Source organism: Chryseobacterium sp. DZ-32, from assembly GCF_059587025.1.
In genome coordinates, this window is sequence record NZ_JCAIOM010000010.1 from 184,594 (window position 1) to 205,827 (window position 21,234).

Below are 21,234 nucleotides of genomic sequence, written 5' to 3' on the forward strand. Positions count from 1 at the left end.
AGCCTTTTTTCGGGATGATTATTTTATTCGATAATCAAGCCGTATTCTATAGCTAATTTTATAGCTGAACTCAGGTTGGAGGTCTGAAATTTTTCGATAAGATTTTTGCGGTGGCTTTCTACCGTGTGCGGACTTATAAAAAGCTTTTCCGCCATTTGATTGGTAGTAAGCCCTTTTGATGCTTCACCCAGAATTTCTTTTTCTCTTCGTGTCAGTTTCGGAACCTGACTTAATCCGTCTGTTGATTTTTTCTCCAGAACAGCTTTGGTTTGAGAGCATAAAAACCTGTTACCGCTATATACAGCATTAATTCCTTCGATAATTTCGGAAACTGAAGCATTTTTTTGAATATATCCCAAAGCCCCTTCAGTAAGAGTACTGTTGATGACAGGCAGTTCGTTATGAACACTAAGGATAATAATCTGAAGGCTGCTGTACTTTTTCTTTAAAGGTTTGATGAGTTCAATGCTGTTGGTATCTTCCAGATTAATGTCGAGCAGCAGAATGTCAACCGCCTGTTTTGCAAGGCCTGCATTCATTTCGGAGACACTTTTGAAACAATCTACGACATCTATTGTTTCATTGTTGCCTAAAATATTTTTCAGTCCTTCCAATAGAAGCGGATGATCGTCGGTTATGGCTACTTTTATCATGTTTAATGAATAGGGATTTGAAGTTCTATACTGGTGCCAATATTTAATTCGGAGGTGATATTCATGGTTCCTTTTAAAAACTGGACTCTCAATTCTATATTGTGAAAACCTGCTGTTTTTCTAACGTCTAAATTAGTATGATCGAAACCTTTACCGTTATCCTCTACTGTAAGATTTATTAGGTTTTCTTCTTCGCTTACCTGAATGATTATTTCAGAAGTCTCGGCATGCTTTATCGCATTATTGACCAGTTCCTGAATAATCCTGTAAATGATCAATTGCTTTTCCTTCGATATGGAATTGCTGTAATTGATAAACTCTGTATGGATTTCCAGAGCATGATTGGAAATTCGTGAAGCAAACTCCTGAATAGCCACTTCCAGACCGTATTTTGTTAATAAATCAGGCATTAGATTATGTGCCACCCTTCTCAGTTCTTCTACAGCACCATCGATCTGTTCAATTGATTTTGAAATTCCTTCTTCAATATTTTCGGATTGATGAGGATTTAAATAAGAAAGTTGATGCTTAGTTCCGGACAGCAAACCTCCCAATCCGTCATGGAGATCACGGGCGAGACGGCCACGCTCCTGCTCCTGCCCTTCAAGCAATGCAGTAAGGGTAGATATTTTCGAGTTTTGTTTTTCCTGTTCCATGGCTAAAGCATGCAGTTCGTCTCTTCGTTTAATAGACCTGGCACGCTGTTTATAGGCATACAGCAACAAGAGGATCAAAATAATGAAAAAGATAATAAAAAAAATGTAGTACGTATTGATCTTTTCCTTGAACGCCAGGAGTTTTTTAAAGGTATTAATATCGTTATTCTTCTGTTGGGTTTCCAGTTTTGCCAAACGAAGCTGCTGTTCTTTTTTCTCGGATTCAAGTTCTGAAAATTTCAGTCTTTCACGCTGGTTTTCTTCCACCAGTTTTAAGTTGTTATAAACCTGTTCACGCTGTGCACGCAAAATATTAATAAGTTTGATTTCCTGTGCTTTCTTGTCGCTTTCGAGCTGTAGCTTTATGTATTTCTGCTCCTGTCGCTCTTTATCAAACTGTGATTCTAATCTTTTGGTGATATCCAGTTTTTCCTGATCGTAAATGCTCTTGTATTGATCAACATAGCTTTTATAATAAGTCAGTGCTTCTTTATAATTGCCCTGCTCTTCACTAATTCTGGATAGAGATTCAAGGATAGACAATTCTATCATATGATTTCTTACCGGGCTTTTCCCAATCTCCATGGAGGCTTTCAGAAAGTAGGACTTGGCTAAATCATAATTTTTATCCTGCAATGCCAATTCTGCCAGAATTCCAAAGGAAGAAGCAATGTGAATAGCATCACCAATTTCCAGGCTCACTTTATTGGCTAACTGCGCATATTGCATGGCTTTATCACTGTCAAACCCAGTATATAAATTAGCTAAATTGATGGCAGCATATGAAAGGCTGTTTCTGCTAAGCATCGCATCTTTATTTTTATTAAAAGTAGCAATAGCCTGTAAATAATACTGTTCTGTTTTATCCCGAAACACTGTATTGGATGGCTCCTGTGTATATTTTTGTTCATATACATACCCCATCCGCATGTAAGCATCAAAGATAAGATTGGGATCATTTTGTTTGGAAGCTAACAATAGAAATTGTTTGCTGTATTTTTCTTCCAGCTGATATTCATTCAGGTCAGAATAAATGGCAGATAATTCCTTCGCTGCATTGCCCAATCTTCCATATAGTGTGGAAGTGGTTGGTGAGTTTTCATAATATTCGATCGCTTTCAGGTATGCGGCGACAGCATCGGTCGTTTTATTATTGCGTACCAGAATCCAGCCTTTTGCGTATTGTACATAACCTTTTGCCTCATTACTATTCGTTTTTAAGCTGTAGGCCTTTGCCATATCGAGGCTTTTTGAAGACTCCGCAGTTTTATTATCCAGCCGGTAATTCATAGCCTGTACCGCATATAAAATTGTGGCATACTTTCCATCCGCCTGTTTTGCAGCAAGGGAAATATTAGTGTCTAAAATCTGATAAGATTTAGGCTTAAGATTATGAAAGAATAATGCTGTAGCGTACCTGGGAGCCAGGTTGAGCTGTTCTGCCGTATTGTTTGAGGCATGGTTGTATTCTCTTTCTAATTTGCTTAAAACATCCTGTGCCTGAACAAAAAACGGACAAATAAGTAAAGTAAATATAAGTAATAACCTGTGCATCAAACCCTTATCTTTATTAAATTGCATTCCATTAAGGAACGTAAATATAGGCAAATCCCTGCTAATCTGTTTCGAAACCATGCTTTTCAGCAAAAGCACTCCACTTCAGGTATTTCTTTTCATTTTTAAAGACCGGATCTTCACCATAATAATACATCAAACGTTGAGTTGCATATTCGTAGGCACTGTAAGTATTGGCCTGTTCATAATACTTAATGGCTTTCTTCAGATCCGTTTTTACTCCCATACCGTGTTCGTAAATAATGCCGTAATAAATCCCGGAATAAGATTGATCATAGTCTTTCTTCAAGTATACCAAAAGGTTTTTATAGTCTCTTAACTGGTAATAGATTTCTGAGATTTTATCGTAATTGTAGGCGTATTTTTTCTCAGCTTTCTGATAAAAATCCAAAGCTTTATTGTAATCCTGCTTCACGTGTTGTCCAAAATAATACAGATCACCCAGGTTGACAAGAGCCATTTCGTCACCAAGCTCGGCACTCTTTTCATAGGCCTCAATTGCTTTTTTGATATTAAAAGAATACCCAATTCCGTTATGGTACAAAGCCCCGATATTGTTCCAGGCTACAGGGTGGTTTCGTTGTGCTGCTTTTTCGTAATACGCAATGCCTTTTTGCGGATCAAATAATGATTCTATTTCAGGATCCGTAAGCAGTAACCCTATTTCTACCAAACTATCCATGTCACCCTTTTGAGCAGATAACTCAAAAAGACGAAGTGCTTCGTGGTAATTCTGGTTTTCCTTTTCGTCAAAAGCCATTTTTTTAATCGTTCCAACCTCCATGAATTGTTCGGGGTTCTTACCTTTCTGGCTTTTCCAACGGTTATAAAAGGAAGTAAAGTATTCCAGATCTTTTCCCCGGAATGAATACCGGTCCAGATAAACGGCACCATATTCGGAAGCCTCTACCCGGTGAATGCTTTTGTCTTCATGCATGCTCAACATATTTTCACCCTGATACAGAAACAACAAACCTTCTTCTGTTCTGTAATTCAAAGGATTGGAAATATAATCATACAATTGGGCTGACAGACCATTCTCAAAATCGAACAATTGATACCCTTCATTTTTTTGAACCGATAAAAATCCATTTTCCAGATAGTGAATCTGCTTAATTTCCGGTTGGGGAGTGATTAACCAATTTCCATTACCTGCATCAAAAAGTCCTGATCCTATGTTGGTTTCCAGGATAAAGACATTATTTTTATATCCGGCATTGTACTGTGCTTTTATTTTACTAACAGATTCATTTTCCAGCAGAAACTGGTGTTTTAAAGCATGATAGATCTTCCAGCTTTTGTCTTTACGAACAGCAAGAGTTTCATAATTATCAATTAAGATCATCTGATCTGCTTCGTCTATAATGAGGTGCCCTTTCTCGTCAATCAATCTACCCTTCTTGTCAAATTTGTTCGGTTTGATCCAGAAACAAGTACTTGCTTTTGAGATGCTGCCTTCTAAAAAGTCTCCGAGATAGTTTCCTTCTTTCGTATAATACTTTCGTTGGCCGGTACCTTTTTGTCTGGTGAAAAATAATTCAGGGAAATAATCATATTCATATGGATTTTCGCTTTCAATAGGGATAATCAGTGTGTTTTCATCGTTGTAAACTCCGAATTTTCCATCTTTTTCTACCAAAAAAAATCCATAGGCTGTCCTTTCAATGGCATCGTATTCCGCAGGAATCATCCAGGTGTTTGAATAGATTTTTAAAATCCCTGATTTGCCATTCACTTTTACTTCACCTAAAGGTTCCTGCCCAAAATCGAATACGTCAAAAGCATCTTCATACACCGGAGAAATCCATTCTTTTCCGTCACTTTGCAGGTAACCGAACAAAGCCCCTTTTTGAATTACCGATATATTGTAGTAATCATCTGCTTCAAAAATATCGTCATAAACCGCAGGAGCTAAAACAGCACCTTTTGCATCTTTAAGGCCGAATTTCCCGTTCTCTTCAAATACAGAAGATGCCGCTTTTTTATAGGCAAGCTCTTCAAAATATCCTAATCCGTAATTAATCCAGTCGGTTTGTAAAATTTCAAGAAATGAGGAATATCCTGTCTGTGAGAACAAGGAATCCAGCAGCGAAAGATTGCGGGCTTTAACAGCCTTTTTATACAGCTTGCTTTTCTGCTGAATTTCTACCAGCCATTCCTTTGCCTGTACCGTATGTTCTTCTTCGTTCATATTGAAAACATCTGTTGCATTCAATACAAAAGTGTCATAAGGTAAAGCTTCCAGAAACTCGAACATTTTATTAACGGGTTCGTAATAAGCCTTCTTGTAATGAAGCTGATAAGTATCTGCCAGCAGATTGAAAAAGTAACGCAGCTGAACAATTCCCTGGTTTTTATCGGAGAAAAATTCAACACCTTCCACTTTGATATCTTCTGCCAGCAGAGGATACAGCAATAATGGAATTTCATAATTCCACTCGCCCAGATAGGTATCGAATGTCTGATTTGTTTTTTGATCGTAATTGTATAAATAAATCCGGTGTGCCATTCATTCAATTTTAACATATCGGAAAGCATCACAGCATTCCCTGTTACCTAAGGTTGCCTCCCGAGTAGCTGCAAATTACAAATATACGCAGCAATATTACTTTTACAGCTTCTTCCTCACTCCATTGTATCTGGCTAGTGTTTTTACCCATAGTTTTTTAGTGTTTATTCGAAATAAGAATTTATCGTTGAATCGGGTGTGAAAAAGAAAGCTATAAAAGTTATAAATTATTGTTTATCCGGAGAGATTTAACCGTTTTATCTTTATTAGATTTTTAGGCCAAAGATAAAAATAGGGACGGTATAAAAACATCCCTGATATCAGTGGTTTTTAGTTTAGTCTGTTTCATAATATAATGCATCACATCTTCTTTATGGCCTGTAGGTTTCGGCCTGTTCAAACAGGATCATGTAACAATAAAATGCAGTTAAAACTACTCCAATAAGGCCGGAAATAAGAAATATAAGAAGGTAATACACCACTTTTTTATCTTTCTTTTGTATAAAATTGATAATGAAAGTAATCAGCGTGCACAGGAATCCTGCTCCAAAAAATATAATTAAGACAGCAAAAAATAAAGCTCTTTCCAGGTGTAGGTCTGCAGATGAAAGCATATGGGTTTAAATTTACAGGTTAACAATAAGTTCAGCAGGTTCGACTGAACATAGAAATGATCAAACCTGCCTTAATTGTATGTTTCATATTCATCGTCAATATTAGAGAGAACCGTCAAATACTGCAATCCCGATTATCAGGTATATTTTGTGCTGCCTTACTTTTTTGAGTGTTTTCTTCGTAACAAAAACATTTTCAACCTATTTACTCTTTGAAGAGTATTACCTATACATTATTATTGTTAACAAATTTTTAAACAATTATTATCTTAGATCAAGATATTCTAAAGATTTTCTATCTACATTTGTGATATAAAAAATCAAACACACTATTTATTAATATTAAAAAAAGAAACAATGAGCACACTTACATTAAAAGACGGAACAGAAATTTATTACAAAGATTGGGGGAAAGGACAGCCGGTTTTCTTTCACCACGGATGGCCATTATCAAGTGATGACTGGGATGCCCAAATGTTCTTCTTTCTGGAACAGGGTTATAGAGTAATTGCTCATGACAGAAGAGGCCACGGAAGATCCGAACAGACTCCTTACGGACATGATATGGATACTTATGCTTCTGATGTGGCAGAAATTGTTGAAGCGCTGGACTTAAAAGATGTGATTCATGTGGGACATTCTACAGGAGGCGGTGAAGTGATCCGGTATGTAGCAAAACATGGTAGAGGAAGAGTTGCAAAAGCTGTTCTGGTGAGTGCAGTAACTCCAATTATGGTTCAGAATGAGAACAATCCTAATGGAGTTCCCATCTCTGTTTTTGATGATATCCGAAATAATACGGCGAAACACAGACAACAATTCTTTATTGATATTACCTTCCCTTTTTATGGATACAACAGAGAAGGAGCCAAAGTTTCTGAAGGTATTCAGAGAAACTGGTGGAGACAGGGAATGAGCGGTTCTATCAAAGCACATTATGATTGTGTGAAAGCATTCTCTGAGACAGATTTCACCGAGGATCTTAAAAGCGTAGAAGTTCCGGTATTGGTAATGCATGGCGAAGATGATCAGATTGTACCTTTTGAAACCACAGGCAAGGTAGCTGCTACCCTTCTTAAAAACGGAAAACTGATTTCCTATCCTGGTTTTCCACACGGAATGCCAACTACAGAGGCTGAAACCATCAACAGAGATCTTCTGGAGTTTTTTAAATCATAATAAGAATAAGAACATCATTACGTTTTTATGAACGTATAGCACTGAAGGCAAATCCGTATTGATATGGGTTTGCCTTTATAATTCAACCCAAAAGACCTTCCTGTTGATATACATTAAAAATTCCTTTCGTGTATCACTTTTTTTTCGTAATTTTGCACACTATTATTCCTAATGTCTTTAGGAGTAGCCAAAACAGATATTGATAACAAAAACAATAAAAAAGCAAAACAATGCCAAAATTAAAAACGAAATCAGGTGCTAAGAAACGTTTTGCTCTTACCGGAACAGGTAAGATCAAAAGAAAAAACGCTTACAAAAGCCACATATTAACTAAGAAAGAAACTAAGCAGAAGAGAAATCTTACGTCTACTTCTTACGTAGCTAAAGTGGATGAGAAAAGCGTTCAACGTCAATTAGCAATTAAGTAGTTTTTATAAATCTATATTCGGTTTATAAGAATTCAAACAAATTCACAATTTTAACCCTGAAACGGTGCAAATAAGAGCAATAACACTGCCGCCCTTTTCAAAAAAACAATTTAAATTATGCCAAGATCAGTAAATGCCGTAGCTTCAAGAGCTCGCAGAAAGAAAATTTTTAAGCACGCTAAAGGTTATTTCGGAAGAAGAAAGAACGTTTGGACTGTAGCTAAAAACGCGGTAGAAAAAGCAATGCAATATGCTTACCGTGGTAGAAAAGAGAAAAAGAGAAATTTCAGAGCACTTTGGATCACTCGTATCAACGCGGGAACCAGAGAGCACGGAATGTCTTACTCTCAATTTATGGGAGCTCTTAAAAAGAACAACATCGAACTTAACAGAAAAGTTTTAGCAGATTTAGCAATGAATCACCCTGAAGCTTTCAAAGCTGTTGTAGATCAAGTAAAATAATGTAGAATAGATTTTGTTATCAATATAAGTCCCGGGTTTTCCCGGGATTTTTTTGTTATATACTTTTCAATTTCTTATATGGTAAATTCCATTCTAATTGCCATATCAACAGTAAACTTTATGAGTTAGAATTCACAAAAGATGAATTTATCATTAAACATATTCAATAATAAAGAAAAATTTACCTAAATTTTATTTATTTAGCGAATTTTAACCTAACACAATAATAAATTTAATAAAAAGATAAATTATTATTGATAAATCAAACAAATCAACACTATTCCAGTTAATAATCAACAATAAATGATGATTTATTGCTATATTAGCAATCTCTAAAGAAAGTATCAAAAATGAAAAAAGTTGCAGCTTTTTTGCTCACATCCATTGCACTGCAGAATATAAGTGCACAAAGTTTTATTCAAGCTTATAAGGACAGAGCAGATATGGTTACCCAAACCAATATTAGTACAAACCTTCAGGAATTTGCAGGTTTTGGAATTAAAAAAACTGGCACAACAGCCAATAACAATGCTTTTGACTGGCTTAAAAACAAATATCTGTCCTACGGATATACAGCAACTAACATGTCCGAAGATTCTTTTACTTACGGAAGCAGCACTTCAAAAAATTTAATTATTACCAAAACGGGAACAGTCTACCCTAACAAATATGTTATTATCTGCGGACATTATGATACAATTGTAGGCCCTGGAGTAAGTGACAATGGAAGCGGCACTTCCATTATTCTTGAAGCAGCAAGAATATTGAAAAATGTTCCCACGGAATATTCTATCAAGTTTATTCATTTTTCCGGGGAAGAACAGGGGCTTGTGGGAAGTAACCATTATGTAAATAATGTAGCTTATCAGAATGGCAGTCAGGTTCTGGATATAAAACTGGTTTTAAATATTGACCAGGTGGGTGGGCTTATTGGAAATAACAATAATACGATTACCTGCGAAAGAGATACTGGTGGGGTGTCTTCCAACAATGCAGCCTCTACTGCTGTAACACAGGAACTGATGAACTGTACTACCCTTTACTCTCCTCTTCAGACGAATCTTTCGTATGCTTACAGCTCCGATTATATGCCTTTTGAAGCGAAAGGATACACCATTACCGGGTTCTACGAATATCTGAGAAGTGAAAACGAACATACAGTAAGTGATACTTTTGCCAACCTGGATCCTGTATATGTCTTCAATGTAGGAAAAGCAGCTGTGGGAGCTTTACAGCACTTTGCCGTTGCCTCTACAACCAGCAATCTTTTAAGCACCAAAGATACAGCACAACACTCAACAGAAGCCATCAGGTTCTATCCTAATCCAGCTAAAGATCTTGTGACTGTGGAATTTCAGGAGAAAGTAAAACAATTTAAAGTTGAAGTCAATGACATGGCAGGAAATACTGTTTTAAACCTTGAAAATCAGGAAAAAATAAATATATCAGGGTTAACAAACGGGGTTTATACTTTTACTGTTACAACCGATAAGGGAAATACCACAAAAAAAATTATCATTAATAAATAATGTCTGACGAATATTCCGCATCTGTTGCATTCTGGAATATTCAGCATTACTCTCATACAATGAAAAAAATCGCTGCTTTTTTATTCGCTTCTGTTGCTATGCAAAGTATTGGAGCTCAAAGTTTCATTCAGGCTTATCAGGACAGGGCGGATATGGTAAATCAAACCAATATTACCACTTACCTTCAGGAATTTGCTAATCTAGGGGTGAAAACCACGGGTTCACCAGCTAATGCCAATGCGCTGACATGGCTCAAAAACAAGTATCTTTCTTACGGATATACAGCCAGCCAGATTGGAGAAGACCCTTTTACAGCAGGGAGCTATAATTCTAAAAACCTTGTTATTACCAAAACAGGAACGGTATACCCCAATAAATACGTAATCATTTGCGGACATTTCGACAGTATCACTGGCCTGGGAATCAATGATAACGGAAGCGGAACGTCTATCATTCTTGAAGCAGCAAGAATTCTGAAAGATGTTCCGACTGAATATTCTATAAAATTCATTCACTTCTCCGGGGAAGAGCAAGGACTTCTGGGAAGCAAACATTATGTCAACAATGTAGCGTATCAGAGCAGCACCCGTGTTCTGGATATTAAACTTGTTTTTAATCTCGATCAGGTAGGTGGTGTTATGGGAAATAACAACAATACCGTTTACTGTGATGAGGATCAGGGCGGACTTTCTTCCAATAATGCCGCTTCGGCTGCTGTAACTCAGGAACTGAGAAACTGTACAGCGCTCTACTCTCCTCTTCTGACTGCCGTAGATCCGGCTGCTGATACAGATTATATTCCTTTTGAACAAAAAGGTGAAGTGATCACAGGCTTTTTTGAAAGAATAAGAAGTACCTATCCACATACAGTGAATGATACTTTTGCCAACACTGATCCTGTTTATATTTACAAGATAGGAAAAGCTTCTGTGGGAGCATTGCAGCATTTCGCCGTTGCCACCGGTACGTTGGGAACGAATGAAACCATCGGAAAAAATACGTTGGAAAGTGTGAAAATCTATCCAAATCCAGCCAAAGATGTTATCAATATTGAACTTCCGGACTCCGGAATTAAAAATTTCACTTTTGAAATAACAGATTTTCAGGGGCGTTCCATTTTCAGGAGAAACAATGAAACAAGTATTAATGCTTCAGGCCTGGAAAACGGAGCTTATATCGGAATTTTAAAAATTGGAGATCAAAAGGTTGTCAGAAAAGTGATGATTGAAAGATAAACCAGTATACAATACGAAAAAAAGACTTTTGAAGCTATTCAAAGGTCTTTTTTTTTGCCAGAACTGCATTATACTATTCATAAGGCAATTACGATAATTAATATGATATTCATAATAAATATTATTTTATTTTAACACATTAAACACTTCGTTGTGATTTATTTACTACATTCGTGTCACCAAATAATATTATATATGAAAAAATTCACAACACTTTTATGCTCAGCATTGATGATGCAGAGTATTGCGGCTCAAACTTTTATTCAGGCTTACAAAGACAGAGCAGATATGGTTACCCAAACCAATATCACCACCAATCTTCAGGAGTTTAGTAATTTAGGGGTAAAAACAACAGGTTCAGTAGCGAATACCAATACATTGAACTGGATCAAAAACAAGTATCTTTCTTACGGTTATACGGCCAGCCAGATAGAAGAAAGTCCTTTTACCTTTGGAAGCACCAGTTCGAAAAATTTAATTATTACCAAAACCGGAACGCTTTATCCTAACAAATATGTTATTATCTGCGGACATTTCGATACCATTTATGGCCCGGGAGTGAATGATAATGGCAGCGGAACTTCAATTATACTGGAAGCCGCAAGAATTCTGAGAAATGTTCCTACTGAATATTCTATAAAGTTCATTCATTTTTCCGGGGAAGAACAAGGGCTAAAAGGAAGCAGCCATTATGTGAATAATGTAGTATATCAGGGAGGTGTCCGCAAATTGGATATCAAACTGGTTTTCAATCTGGATCAGGTAGGCGGCGTGAAAGGAAATAATAATACCACCGTATATTGTGATGAAGATCAGGGAGGAGTATCCAGTAATAATGCAGCTTCTGCAGCTGTCACACAACAACTGAGAAATTGTACTGCACTCTACTCACCTCTTCTGACTGCCGTAGATCCGGCAGCTGATACGGATTATATTCCTTTCGAACAGAAAGGTGAAGTGATTACCGGATTTTTTGAAAGGATAAGAAGCACTTATCCTCACAGTTCTAAGGATACTTTCACCAATATGGATCCTGTTTACGTATACAAGATCGGAAAAGCAACCGTGGGTGCCCTACAGCATTTTGCAGCAGCATCAACTACCATGAGCAGACCCGCATCAAAAAATTCACTGGAAGCTGTAAAGATCTATCCTAATCCAGCTAATAATCTAATTAATATTGACTTACCGGATTTTAAGGGAATGGATTTCAGTTTTGAAATCAGCAATTCTTTGGGAAGGTCACTTTTAAAAGTAAATAACGAAAGAAAGGTTAATGTTTCATCCCTTCAGAACGGAGTCTATGTTGGAGTTTTGAAAGTGGGTGAAGAAACCCTTGTTAAGAATATTATGATTGAAAGATAAGAAATCAATTCATTGATAATAAAAAAACAGCAGGGTTATTCTATTTCTGCTGTTTTGTTTTTATGCATTAAATACAACCACATAGAATTTTAAAGTTCTTCAACAATCTGTTCTCTTGTTTTGTTATTTAAATCAATAACTTTTATAGGGATAAGCTTGTTAGGTAATATATTTCCTGCCGACCTGATCCATTCTTTAACCCCAAAAAGGAAATCAAGTTTGGTGTTGGGAGTCTGAAAACTAATCAATTCACCAAAATGATTGGGATGTCCTCTTTCAGGTGCTTCACCTACTACTTCTGCCAATTTGTTATCCAAAACCATGACGCTGAACATCATAGCACTGGAAAATGTATTTTTCCCAACAATGATATAAGTCTTCCCATGGAATCGCAACGGATTTTCATCCGCTGTTACAGAACGAGAACGGATCGGATAGTAATCACCATCTTTTATTTTGCTATATTCTGCAGATTCTTTATTGTTTGCTTTTAAATAATCAGCGTATTCTTTACTTTTTTTAAATTTTCCCTGATAAGTATAATACGTTTTATCTGAAAAATAGTTAATAAGCAAATTTCCAACCGCAGAATTTCCTCCGGAATTGTTGTGAACATCAATGACTAAATTTTTAGCATTGTCTTTTTTGATCTGACTGAAAATACTGTCCAATTTTGTTTTCCATTCTTCCAGAGTGAATGTATTTCTGTCATCAAAAGTATTGACTGTCAAATAAGCATAATCCTTTATTTTTTTATAATCAAGAGGTTTAAGATCTTCTTTTTTCTTAGGCTGAGACTTTGAAGCATTGGCTTTCAGCTGTTCCAGAGAAATACTTTTAACCACTGTTTGCAGACCGCTTTTAAACTTCAGGTTGTAGTCATCTGTGATAAAGTAACAGTACTTATTAATCATTATCCAAAACCGATCAACGGCTATGGGTATTCGTTCTTCTTTAGCGCCCGGAATAGTCTGGGCACAGGTCTCCAGGACTTCATGAATTGGTATATTATTCAGCGAAATCACTTCGTCACCAATAGTAGGTTTACTGTCTGAATAGTTTTCCGTAAGAAGCATTTTGCCATTTTCATATTTGAATTTCAACGGTAAAACTTTCATGCTTTTTCTAATGCTGTCAGTAACGCAAAAGTCAGACATTGAACTATGTTCGTCGTTCAATGTGACAATCAAAGGCTTTGCTAGGTAATAAAAATCCTTCTGCGTCATGCCATCTTTCAGAGAATTACGGATATCTGTATATTTTTTTTCAAATTCTGATTTTGAAATTTCTGTATAGGGATTGACGTGTGCATTGGTTATTTTTGCCTTAATAAAGTCTACATCCTGCTCCAGCTGCTGCTTAGTAAATTTCTGAGAATAAAGTTCGTTACAGTTTTTCTGGGCAAAAGCAGATTGAACAAACAAAACTGCAAGTAAGGTTAATTTTAATTTCATAGATATTCGTTTCCGAAGGATTAGTGGCTTGATATTTACTTTTGTTACAGTTGAGAAAGTTGTTTATTTATTCCTGCTTTTAAGAATCTCTTCAATCTCCTCCATTGAAAATCCTTTGGCTTTCAATAAAATTAAAAAGTGATACAGCAGATCTGCAGCTTCGTTTTTAAAGAGATCATCATTATTGTCTTTTGCTTCTATAACCAATTCTACGGCTTCCTCTCCTACTTTTTGAGCCATTTTATTGATTCCTCTCTGATATAATGAGTAAGTATATGAGTCTTCAGCCTTCGTATCTATTCTCTGAGAGATTTTTTCTTCCAGTTCATACAGAAATCCTTTAGTATTCTTTTCCCCGAAACAACTAAAACTGCCTGTATGACAAACCACATTTTTCGGAACAGCTTTAATTAAAATGGTATCCTGATCACAGTCGATGTCAATACTTTTTACCGTTAAAAAATTACCCGATTCCTCACCTTTTGTCCACAGTCTGTTTTTGGAACGGCTGAAAAAAGTAACAATTCCTTCTGCCTGTGTTTTTTCAAAAGCTTCCTCGTTCATGTAGCCCAGCATCAAAACCTGCAATGTTCTGTTGTCCTGAATAACCACAGGTACAAGGCCATTATCTTTATTAAAATCTATTTTCATCGTACTTCAATTTTTTGAGTTTTTAACTGTTGTTTCAAATCCTGAATTCCTATTTCATTAAAGTGGAAAATACTGGCTGCCAAGCCTCCTGTAGCTTTTGTTTCATTAAATACTTTAACAAAATCATCAATGGTACCAGCACCTCCGGAAGCAATCACCGGAATGCTTATATTTTCTGAAACCAGCTTTGTAATCCTAATATCAAAACCGTTTTTTGTACCATCACCATCCATGGAAGTCAGCAATATTTCACCTGCTCCTAATGCTGCTGCTTCTTGAGCCCATTCCATCGTTAAAAGTGCTGTGGCTTCTCTTCCTCCTTTGATATGAACCAGATCTTTATCTCCCACCAGTCTTGTATCAATGGCTACCACAACGCATTGGCTTCCGAATTCTTGGGCCAGATCAGAAATAAGACCCGGATTTTTTACGGCTGAAGAATTAATGCTGATCTTGTCTGCTCCTGCCTCCAAAAGATTTCTCACATCCTCTACAGACGAAATTCCGCCTCCTACTGTAAAAGGGATACTTAATTCTTTCGCGATATCTTTTACCAGCTCCACAAATGTTTTTCTATCTTCAATGGTCGCTGTAATATCCAGAAAAACAAGCTCATCAGCTCCTTCCTGCTCATATTTTTTGGCAAGTTCTACCGGATCTCCGGCACTTTTTAGATCTTCAAAGTTAACACCTTTTACAGTCGCTCCATCCTTAATATCCAGACATGGGATAATTCTTTTCTTAAGCATTTTCAATAAAATTTTGAAGTTGTTGTAAACTTATTTTTCCCTCATAAATTGCTTTTCCGATGATCGTCCCTGCACAGCCGATATCCTTCATCTTATAGACATCAGCAATACCTGAAATACCGCCGCTTGCTACCAGCTGAACAGATGTTTTATATAAAATCTCAATATAGAGCCCTGTTGAGGGGCCTTCCAGCATCCCATCTTTTGCAATATCAGTACAAATAGCGGTCTGTATTCCTTTTTCCTGATACTGAAGGATAAAATCAATGATATCATGAGCGCTTTCTTCCAGCCATCCGGATGTTTTAATCTTTCTGTTTTCACAGTCTGCACCCAAAATGATCTTCTCCGCTCCATATTTTTCAATCATTCCAAAACAAAATTCAGGATCCTGAACGGCAATACTTCCTAAAGTGATCTGCTTTGCCCCGGAATTAAAAGCGGTTTCAATATCTTCCTGAGTTTTTAGCCCTCCTCCAAAGTCGATATGCAGCGAAGTAGAACGGGCAATATTTTCCAGAACTTTCTGGTTGACAATATGCTTTGATTTCGCCCCATCAAGATCCACCAAATGAAGGTATTGAATCCCAAAGCTTTCAAACTCTTTTGCCACTTCTACAGGATCTTCATTGTATATTTTCTTTGTATTGTAATCTCCTTTTGACAAACGGACACATTTCCCGTCGATAATATCAATAGCCGGAATTATTTTCATGATTATAAATTTATAAAGTTCTTAACGATCTGATTTCCCACTATTCCCGATTTTTCCGGGTGAAACTGTACTGCATAGAAATTGTCTTTCTGCAAAGAAGCACTGAAAGGCAGGATATAATCACAAACAGATGTTGTATAGTCTGACAGTTCACAATAATAGCTGTGAACGAAATACACATCACTACTCTTTTCAATTCCTGAAAACAGTGGCGAAGTCTGCCCGGAAACGGTATTCCAGCCCATATGGGGAACAATATCCTTTGCCGGAAACTTTCTGACATTGATATCAAAAATCCCCATTCCTTCAGTATCTCCTTCTTCATTTTCCCCGCACATCAGCTGCATACCCAGGCATATTCCTAAAACCGGCTGTGTAAGACCAGGAATCAACAGATCAAGCTCTTTTTCTTTCAGCAGTTTCATGGTTGATGAAGCTTCTCCCACGCCCGGAAAGATCACTTTGTCAGCTTTTAAAATCTGTTCGGGATCATCGGTGATCACAGAATCAACATTCAGTCTGTTGAGGGCATTCTGAACGGAATTTACGTTTCCTCCGTTGTATTTTATTATGGCGATCATATTTATAAACTTCCTTTTGTAGAAGGCAGACTGTAATTAGTATCTGATTGATTCACTGCCATTTTAACAGCCTTTGCAAAGGCTTTAAAGATGGATTCAATTTTGTGGTGTTCGTTATCCCCTTCTGCTTTGATGTTCAGATTCGATTTTGAAGCATCTGTAAATGATTTAAAAAAGTGAAAAAACATTTCCGTAGGTACATCTCCTATTTTTTCTCTTTTAAATTCTGCATCCCAAACCAGCCATGATCTTCCTCCGAAATCGATAGCCACCTGAGAAAGACAGTCATCCATCGGAAGCAGGAAACCATATCGCTCAATACCTTTTTTCTTTCCTAAGGCTTTTAAAATAGCTTCTCCCAGCACAATTCCAGTATCTTCTATCGTGTGGTGTTCATCTACGGCAAGATCACCGTTCACTTTAATCGTAAGATCCATATTTCCGTGTCTGGCAATCTGGTCCAGCATGTGATCAAAAAATTTAAGCCCGGTTGAAATATCTGATTTTTCGTTTCCATCAAGATTGACCGTAATTTCTATATCTGTTTCATTGGTTTTTCTGGATACTTTAGCCTTTCTCATTCCTGATTTTAAGAACTGATAGATCTCCGACCATTTTAAAGTAGATAGCTCCGCTTCGCTATTTAAGTTTTTGTTAAGGTAAATAGCTTTAGTACCAAGATTTTTAGCAAGTTGAACATCAGTACTTCGATCACCAATTACATAGGAATTTTCAAGGTCGTAATTCCCATAAATATATTTTCCGAGCATTCCAACTCCGGGTTTTCTGGTGGGAAGATTTTGGGATTCAAAGCTTCTGTCAATCAAAATATCACTGAAAGTTATCCCTTCATTTTCAAATGCCTGCAACATTTTCTCATGAGGTTTTATGAAATCGTCTTCAGGGAAACTCTCAGTTCCCAATCCATCCTGATTGGTAACCATTACCAATTCATAATCTAATTCATTGAAAATTTTTGCAAGATTTTGAAAAACTCCCGGATAAAACTCAAGCTTTTCCAGAGAATCAACCTGAAAATCTGTAGGCGGTTCGATAATAAGCGTTCCGTCGCGGTCTATAAAGAGTACTTTTTTCATTGTTAGATACTTTTTAAAAGATTAATTAATTTTTCATTTTCGGCACGGTTTCCCACATTAATCCTGATACATCCCGGAATGGCCGGATCTCTTCTGCTGGTTAAAACTTCCTCTTCCAGCATTTTTGCATAGACATTATCAACATTTTCCATTCTGATCAGAAAGAAATTGGCATCTGTTGAAAAGACTTCTGAAATACATTGAATTCCTTCAAACTGCTGTTTCAGCCATGTTCTTTCTTCCAGAATACGACTTACGTTCTCCTGAAGTCTGTTTTCTTCCGCCAGAGTCTTTAAAATCAATTCCTGGCTCAAAACATTCACATTATAAGGTGCTTTTACCGTATTAATAAGACTGATAATTTCTTCAGATGCATATGCCATACCTACTCTTGCTCCGGCAATTCCCCATGCTTTAGAGAAGGTTTGCAGCACAATCAGGTTAGAATATTTTTCCAACAACTCAAGACTTGATTTTTTACCAGAGAATTCGATATACGCTTCATCTACCACTACAATTCCGCTGAAATTCTGAATATAAAATTCAATATCATCCACACTGTTTCCCGTAGGATTATTGGGCGAGCATAAAAAGAAAATCTTCAGTGAAGGATCTTCTGCTGTTTTTAAAAAATCATTTTTAACGATTTCAAAGTTTTCATCCAGATCCAGTCTCAGAATTTTATTTTCATTGATTGCTGCATAGAAACCGTACATCGCAAAGGACGGATTCATCATCAGAATGGCATCTTTTTTAGGCTCGCAAAAAATTTTAATGATAAGATCTATCAGCTCATCACTTCCGTTTCCTATGGCGATCTGTGAAGGTGCAACTTTTTTAATCCCTGCAAGCTTTCTTTTAAGCTTTTTCTGGGTAGAATCAGGGTAACGGTTGCATTCTCCAAAAGGGCTTTCATTCGCATCCAGCATTACCGGAGCATTAAATTCATTGTGATCCCTGAAACTGATGTATGGCTGTAATTGTAATATATTTTCTCTTACGAGTGTTTTGATACTGTTGTTTTTCATTGTATTGACTTTCTTTATAAAAAAATTAATATAAAATCGTTTTTAAGCAGTGAGCTGAATTCAAATGTATTTGAATCTTAATTTTACTTAAAAGTTTCATTTTTCTTAATGGTTTAAATTCTTTTTTGGGTAAACGCAAAGGCGCAAAGTTTTTTAATCTTTGTTTTTTAATCTTTATGTTTCTTCAAGGCGCAAGAAAATCAAAGATTTTCAGCAAGTGATGTGTCATTATTTTTTTCCACAGATTTCATAAATTTCACAGATTTTTATATTTGTCTTCTTCATTTGGAGAATCTGTGAGAGATCAAAATATTTGGCATTCAATTTTATCGGAGATAAAATCCTTTCGTCTTAAAAAGGGTTTTCATTATAATTCTCTTGCGTCTTTGCGTTTTCCAACAATTTATTATTTCAATCTTATCGAAACTGCATTTTTGTGAGCAAACAAACCTTCTGCTTCAGCCATGAGCTCTATGGTTTTTCCCAAATTTTGAAGTCCTTCTCTGGAAAGTTGCTGAAATGTTATTTTCTTCACAAAACTATCCAGGGATACGCCACTGTAATTCTTTGCATAACCATTGGTAGGAAGCGTGTGATTGGTTCCGCTGGCATAGTCTCCGGCACTTTCACAGGAGTAATTTCCGAGGAAAACCGAACCTGCATTCTGAACCTCCGGTATATATTTTTCAAAATCATTGATGGCCAGAATAAGGTGTTCAGGAGCATAAAGATTGCTGAACTCAAGAGCTTCTTTCAGGGTATTGATCAAAATGAAAGAACTGTTTTCCAAGGCCTGGGCCGCAAATTCATTTCTTGGTAATTCTTTGATTTGCTGCTCAACAGTACTTATTGTTTCATTAAAAACTTTAAGATCTGTAGTGATAAAAACTACCTGACTGTCGCTTCCATGTTCTGCCTGTGAAAGAAGATCTGCAGCACAGAATTCAGGAACAGCCTGTTCATCTGCAATCACAAGAACTTCACTTGGTCCGGCAGGCATATCAATAGCTACTCCATACCGTTGTGCATATTCTTTGGCCGCTACAACAAACTGGTTTCCAGGACCGAAAATCTTATTGACAGCCGGAATACTCTCTGTTCCAAAAGTCATCGCTGCAACAGCCTGCGCCCCACCTGTTTTAAAGATTTCTGAAACACCGCAAAGCTTTGCTGCATATAGGATTGCAGGATTGATATTCCCATCTTTATCCGGCGGCGTACAAAGAACTATTTCTTTACATCCGGCCAGATTTGCAGGAACCGCCAACATCAACACTGTAGAAAATAAAGGTGCTGTTCCTCCCGGAATATAAATCCCGACTCTCTCTACAGCACGATTTTCACGCCAGCAAACCACTCCTTTTGTGGTTTCAATTTTTTGAATCTCCTGTTTCTGAGAGGCGTGAAATGTTGAAATATTCTCCTTCGCCTGTTGAATGGCTTGCTTTAATTCATCTTGAATCTGATTTTCTGCCTCCTTGATCTCAATTTCAGAAACTTTTAAGATTGAGGTTTCTGCTTTATCAAACTTTTTGTTGAATTCTATTAAAGCTTTATCACCATTTTTTTCAACTTCTGCAAATATTTCTGTGATCAGACCTGAAATTTCTTTCTGTTCCAAAACAGGGCGTTTTACTAAGTCTTTCCAGCTGTCTTTTGTGGGATATCTATATATTTTCATTGTATTATTTTTAATTGTTTTTTACGCAAAGGCGCAAAGTTTTTAATTCCTATATCTTTTTAAGGCGCAAGAAAATCTTAGATTTTCAGCAAGTATGTGAGTATTAAACAGTATTCAATTTTATCGCAGATAAAATCTTTGCGTCTTAAAACAGTCTTAATTTTTATTCTATTGCGTCTTTGCATCGGCCAACATTAACCATTCTTATTTTTTTAAATAACCATTTTATCAATTGGAATGATTAAGATATCCTGAGCACCATTTTCTTTCAGTTCATCAATCACTTCCCAGAAACGCTCTTCATCAATCACAGAATGAATACTGCTCCAGCCTTCTTCTGCAAGCGGAATCACCGTAGGACTCTTTAAAACAGGAAGAACATCAGCTACTTTCCGGATTTTTTCGTTGGGAACATTCATCAGAATGTATTTTGAATTTTTTGCTTTTAAAACTGCTTTGATTCTGAATACAAATTTTTCAAGAATGGCTTCTTTTTCAGCTGATAATTGAGGCGTTTGAGCCAAAACTGCCTCCGATTTCAGCAAAGTGACTGTTTCTCTTAATCCGTTTTTAAATAGAGTACTTCCGGAACTCACAATATCACATATTCCGTCCGCCAGACCGATATTAGGAGCTATTTCTACAGAACCCGAAATGACGTGAATGTCTGATACAATTCCCTGGTTTTCTAAAAAGTTTTTGAGGGTGTTAGGATAAGAGGTCGCAATTTTTTTACCCTGAAAATAAGAGAGCTCATCAGTTTCTATTTCTTTGGGAACAGCCAGTGAAACACGGCATTTTGAAAAACCAAGCTTCTGGATAGTTTTGATGTTTTTACCTTTTTCAACCAGAAGATTTTCGCCAAGAATGGCCACATCCACCACCCCGTCTTCGAGGTATTGCGGGATGTCTGAGTTCCGGAGATACATGATTTCCATCGGAAAGTTATCTACTGAAACTTTGAGCTGGTCTTTACCGTTGTTGACGAAGATTCCGCAGTCTTTGAGAAGCTGAAGAGATTCTTCGTACAGCCGGCCGCTTTTTTGGATTGCAATTTTTAATTTACTCATTTT

General features: G+C 36.7%; 18 protein-coding genes. 6 read left to right on the forward strand and 12 right to left on the reverse strand.

All coding sequences use genetic code 11. The annotated features are described in order from the left end of the window. Window positions 1-23: 23 nt before the first annotated feature. From AC59HC_RS13320 to AC59HC_RS13330, 3 genes are all read right to left on the reverse strand, one after another. Window positions 24-653 (reverse strand): response regulator, encoded by a 630-nt coding sequence (locus AC59HC_RS13320; protein WP_411413214.1) that lies wholly within the window; start codon window positions 651-653, stop codon window positions 24-26. Between the two features lie 2 nt (window positions 654-655). Then, window positions 656-2,863, reverse strand: a complete 2,208-nt coding sequence (locus AC59HC_RS13325) for a tetratricopeptide repeat-containing sensor histidine kinase (protein ID WP_496558780.1) — start codon at window positions 2,861-2,863, stop codon at window positions 656-658. A gap of 61 nt (window positions 2,864-2,924) precedes the next feature. Further along, window positions 2,925-5,393 carry a tetratricopeptide repeat protein gene (locus AC59HC_RS13330; protein WP_496558781.1) on the reverse strand — a complete coding sequence of 823 codons (2,469 nt, stop codon included), beginning with the start codon at window positions 5,391-5,393 and terminating at the stop codon, window positions 2,925-2,927. 971 nt (window positions 5,394-6,364) lie between these two features. Between AC59HC_RS13330 and AC59HC_RS13335 the strand changes: the two genes are divergently transcribed. The 6 genes from AC59HC_RS13335 (at window position 6,365) to AC59HC_RS13360 (ending at window position 12,205) form a co-directional block, all read left to right on the forward strand. Further along, window positions 6,365-7,186: an alpha/beta fold hydrolase gene (locus AC59HC_RS13335; protein WP_496558782.1), complete on the forward strand. Its 822-nt coding sequence runs from the start codon at window positions 6,365-6,367 to the stop codon at window positions 7,184-7,186. Between the two features lie 230 nt (window positions 7,187-7,416). Continuing rightward, window positions 7,417-7,614, forward strand: a complete 198-nt coding sequence (gene rpmI, locus AC59HC_RS13340) for a 50S ribosomal protein L35 (protein ID WP_034694453.1) — start codon at window positions 7,417-7,419, stop codon at window positions 7,612-7,614. A 117-nt stretch (window positions 7,615-7,731) separates the two neighbouring features. Next, a complete protein-coding gene (rplT, locus tag AC59HC_RS13345; RefSeq protein WP_002979659.1) occupies window positions 7,732-8,076 on the forward strand; it encodes a 50S ribosomal protein L20 in 345 nt (114 codons plus the stop codon). Between the two features lie 350 nt (window positions 8,077-8,426). Beyond that, window positions 8,427-9,605, forward strand: coding sequence for a M28 family peptidase (locus AC59HC_RS13350; protein ID WP_496558783.1), 1,179 nt, complete (start codon window positions 8,427-8,429; stop codon window positions 9,603-9,605). After that, a complete protein-coding gene (locus tag AC59HC_RS13355) occupies window positions 9,605-10,840 on the forward strand; it encodes a M28 family peptidase (RefSeq protein WP_496558784.1) in 1,236 nt (411 codons plus the stop codon). Before AC59HC_RS13350 ends, AC59HC_RS13355 begins: the two co-directional genes overlap by 1 nt. A gap of 195 nt (window positions 10,841-11,035) precedes the next feature. Next, window positions 11,036-12,205, forward strand: a complete 1,170-nt coding sequence (locus AC59HC_RS13360; protein WP_496558785.1) for a M28 family peptidase — start codon at window positions 11,036-11,038, stop codon at window positions 12,203-12,205. A gap of 89 nt (window positions 12,206-12,294) precedes the next feature. Here the strand turns inward: AC59HC_RS13360 and AC59HC_RS13365 are convergent, their stop codons facing one another. From AC59HC_RS13365 to hisG, 9 genes are all read right to left on the reverse strand, one after another. Continuing rightward, window positions 12,295-13,659: a S41 family peptidase gene (locus AC59HC_RS13365; RefSeq protein WP_496558786.1), complete on the reverse strand. Its 1,365-nt coding sequence runs from the start codon at window positions 13,657-13,659 to the stop codon at window positions 12,295-12,297. A 63-nt stretch (window positions 13,660-13,722) separates the two neighbouring features. Beyond that, the gene (gene hisIE, locus AC59HC_RS13370) at window positions 13,723-14,310 is read right to left on the reverse strand and encodes a bifunctional phosphoribosyl-AMP cyclohydrolase/phosphoribosyl-ATP diphosphatase HisIE (protein WP_411413220.1); all 588 of its coding nucleotides are present in this window, start codon (window positions 14,308-14,310) and stop codon (window positions 13,723-13,725) included. Continuing rightward, complete coding sequence (hisF, locus tag AC59HC_RS13375; RefSeq protein WP_343638629.1) at window positions 14,307-15,059, reverse strand: imidazole glycerol phosphate synthase subunit HisF; 753 nt, start codon at window positions 15,057-15,059, stop codon at window positions 14,307-14,309. Before hisF ends, hisIE begins: the two co-directional genes overlap by 4 nt. Beyond that, on the reverse strand, window positions 15,052-15,774 hold the full coding sequence (gene hisA, locus AC59HC_RS13380) for a 1-(5-phosphoribosyl)-5-[(5-phosphoribosylamino)methylideneamino]imidazole-4-carboxamide isomerase (protein ID WP_137904062.1): 723 nt from the start codon (window positions 15,772-15,774) through the stop codon (window positions 15,052-15,054). Before hisA ends, hisF begins: the two co-directional genes overlap by 8 nt. Window positions 15,775-15,776: 2 nt before the next feature. Continuing rightward, a complete protein-coding gene (gene hisH, locus AC59HC_RS13385; RefSeq protein WP_496558787.1) occupies window positions 15,777-16,355 on the reverse strand; it encodes an imidazole glycerol phosphate synthase subunit HisH in 579 nt (192 codons plus the stop codon). A gap of 2 nt (window positions 16,356-16,357) precedes the next feature. Further along, window positions 16,358-17,452 carry a bifunctional histidinol-phosphatase/imidazoleglycerol-phosphate dehydratase HisB gene (hisB, locus tag AC59HC_RS13390; protein ID WP_496558788.1) on the reverse strand — a complete coding sequence of 365 codons (1,095 nt, stop codon included), beginning with the start codon at window positions 17,450-17,452 and terminating at the stop codon, window positions 16,358-16,360. 2 nt (window positions 17,453-17,454) lie between these two features. Next, window positions 17,455-18,480, reverse strand: coding sequence for a histidinol-phosphate transaminase (gene hisC / locus AC59HC_RS13395; RefSeq protein WP_202840136.1), 1,026 nt, complete (start codon window positions 18,478-18,480; stop codon window positions 17,455-17,457). Between the two features lie 406 nt (window positions 18,481-18,886). Continuing rightward, the gene (gene hisD, locus AC59HC_RS13400; RefSeq protein WP_496558789.1) at window positions 18,887-20,161 is read right to left on the reverse strand and encodes a histidinol dehydrogenase; all 1,275 of its coding nucleotides are present in this window, start codon (window positions 20,159-20,161) and stop codon (window positions 18,887-18,889) included. A 212-nt stretch (window positions 20,162-20,373) separates the two neighbouring features. After that, the gene (hisG, locus tag AC59HC_RS13405; protein WP_202840133.1) at window positions 20,374-21,231 is read right to left on the reverse strand and encodes an ATP phosphoribosyltransferase; all 858 of its coding nucleotides are present in this window, start codon (window positions 21,229-21,231) and stop codon (window positions 20,374-20,376) included. Between the last annotated feature and the right edge of the window lie 3 nt (window positions 21,232-21,234).

What these genes read in the sequence shown, in the direction of transcription:
- hisC (WP_202840136.1), bottom strand. Translation starts at nt 18,480, where the DNA reads ATGAAAAACAACAGTATCAAAACACTCGTAAGAGAAAATATATTACAA.
- hisB (WP_496558788.1), bottom strand. Translation starts at nt 17,452, where the DNA reads ATGAAAAAAGTACTCTTTATAGACCGCGACGGAACGCTTATTATCGAA.
- hisF (WP_343638629.1), bottom strand. Translation starts at nt 15,059, where the DNA reads ATGCTTAAGAAAAGAATTATCCCATGTCTGGATATTAAGGATGGAGCG.
- AC59HC_RS13360 (WP_496558785.1), top strand. Translation starts at nt 11,036, where the DNA reads ATGAAAAAATTCACAACACTTTTATGCTCAGCATTGATGATGCAGAGT.
- AC59HC_RS13350 (WP_496558783.1), top strand. Translation starts at nt 8,427, where the DNA reads ATGAAAAAAGTTGCAGCTTTTTTGCTCACATCCATTGCACTGCAGAAT.
- AC59HC_RS13335 (WP_496558782.1), top strand. Translation starts at nt 6,365, where the DNA reads ATGAGCACACTTACATTAAAAGACGGAACAGAAATTTATTACAAAGAT.
- hisIE (WP_411413220.1), bottom strand. Translation starts at nt 14,310, where the DNA reads ATGAAAATAGATTTTAATAAAGATAATGGCCTTGTACCTGTGGTTATT.
- hisA (WP_137904062.1), bottom strand. Translation starts at nt 15,774, where the DNA reads ATGAAAATAATTCCGGCTATTGATATTATCGACGGGAAATGTGTCCGT.
- AC59HC_RS13365 (WP_496558786.1), bottom strand. Translation starts at nt 13,659, where the DNA reads ATGAAATTAAAATTAACCTTACTTGCAGTTTTGTTTGTTCAATCTGCT.
- rplT (WP_002979659.1), top strand. Translation starts at nt 7,732, where the DNA reads ATGCCAAGATCAGTAAATGCCGTAGCTTCAAGAGCTCGCAGAAAGAAA.
- hisH (WP_496558787.1), bottom strand. Translation starts at nt 16,355, where the DNA reads ATGATCGCCATAATAAAATACAACGGAGGAAACGTAAATTCCGTTCAG.
- AC59HC_RS13320 (WP_411413214.1), bottom strand. Translation starts at nt 653, where the DNA reads ATGATAAAAGTAGCCATAACCGACGATCATCCGCTTCTATTGGAAGGA.
- AC59HC_RS13325 (WP_496558780.1), bottom strand. Translation starts at nt 2,863, where the DNA reads ATGCACAGGTTATTACTTATATTTACTTTACTTATTTGTCCGTTTTTT.
- rpmI (WP_034694453.1), top strand. Translation starts at nt 7,417, where the DNA reads ATGCCAAAATTAAAAACGAAATCAGGTGCTAAGAAACGTTTTGCTCTT.
- hisG (WP_202840133.1), bottom strand. Translation starts at nt 21,231, where the DNA reads ATGAGTAAATTAAAAATTGCAATCCAAAAAAGCGGCCGGCTGTACGAA.
- AC59HC_RS13355 (WP_496558784.1), top strand. Translation starts at nt 9,605, where the DNA reads ATGTCTGACGAATATTCCGCATCTGTTGCATTCTGGAATATTCAGCAT.
- AC59HC_RS13330 (WP_496558781.1), bottom strand. Translation starts at nt 5,393, where the DNA reads ATGGCACACCGGATTTATTTATACAATTACGATCAAAAAACAAATCAG.
- hisD (WP_496558789.1), bottom strand. Translation starts at nt 20,161, where the DNA reads ATGAAAATATATAGATATCCCACAAAAGACAGCTGGAAAGACTTAGTA.